The organism is Vibrio sp. 1978, from assembly GCF_033344345.1.
The window spans coordinates 1-642 of the sequence record NZ_JAWPOP010000593.1 but is presented as its reverse complement, the minus strand read 5'-3'; the positions used below and the strand labels follow the sequence as shown (position 1 = coordinate 642).

Here is a 642-nt window from a genome sequence, read left to right as displayed (position 1 = left end):
CCCAACCTGTTTCTTATACTGAGAGGGAGAAAGTCCCTGCAATCGAGTGAAGGTATGAGTAAAGGTGCTTTGACTTGAGAAGCCGGTAAACTCGGCGATTTGCCCTAAAGAGAGGTGACCTTGCTCGATTAGCTCACGAGCCATATCAATGCGCTTACCTAATACGTATTGATGCGGAGTAATCCCCATCTGATCTTTAAACAAGCTGTGGAATTGGCTTTCACCCAAGAAAACGCGCCCCGCAAGCTGAGCAACGCTGATCTTATGGCTGAGATGTTGTTCGATGTAGCGGTCTATTGCTTCTAGATCAAAGCGCGAATCTTTGCGGCTGGTTTCAAATGCAGAGATATGGCGCTGCATCAATGCAATCACGGTGTCATTACACGCGCGACTAAGCAGCAGATCATCAGGATGGTTACGCATTTCCTGTACCAGCATCTGAATCAGCTTCTGAATTTGACCATCGAGTTGAAAATAAAGGTGGGAACGCTCTAGGTTATTGATCTTCTGAAGCATCTCAGGGTCATCATTGGTCGGCTTCGGCATATTCAGCACTAAAATATCCGATTGATGAATCACGCCGCCGAAAGCATGATCAGAGCATGCTGTTACCACACAACCTTGCCCAGGACCGACTAAATT

General features: G+C 46.9%; 1 protein-coding gene. It reads right to left on the bottom strand.

Features of this window, described 5'->3' with window-relative positions; genetic code table 11:
- On the bottom strand, positions 1-642 hold a 642-nt coding region (locus R8N49_RS28015; RefSeq protein WP_318190556.1), incomplete at both ends, for an AraC family transcriptional regulator.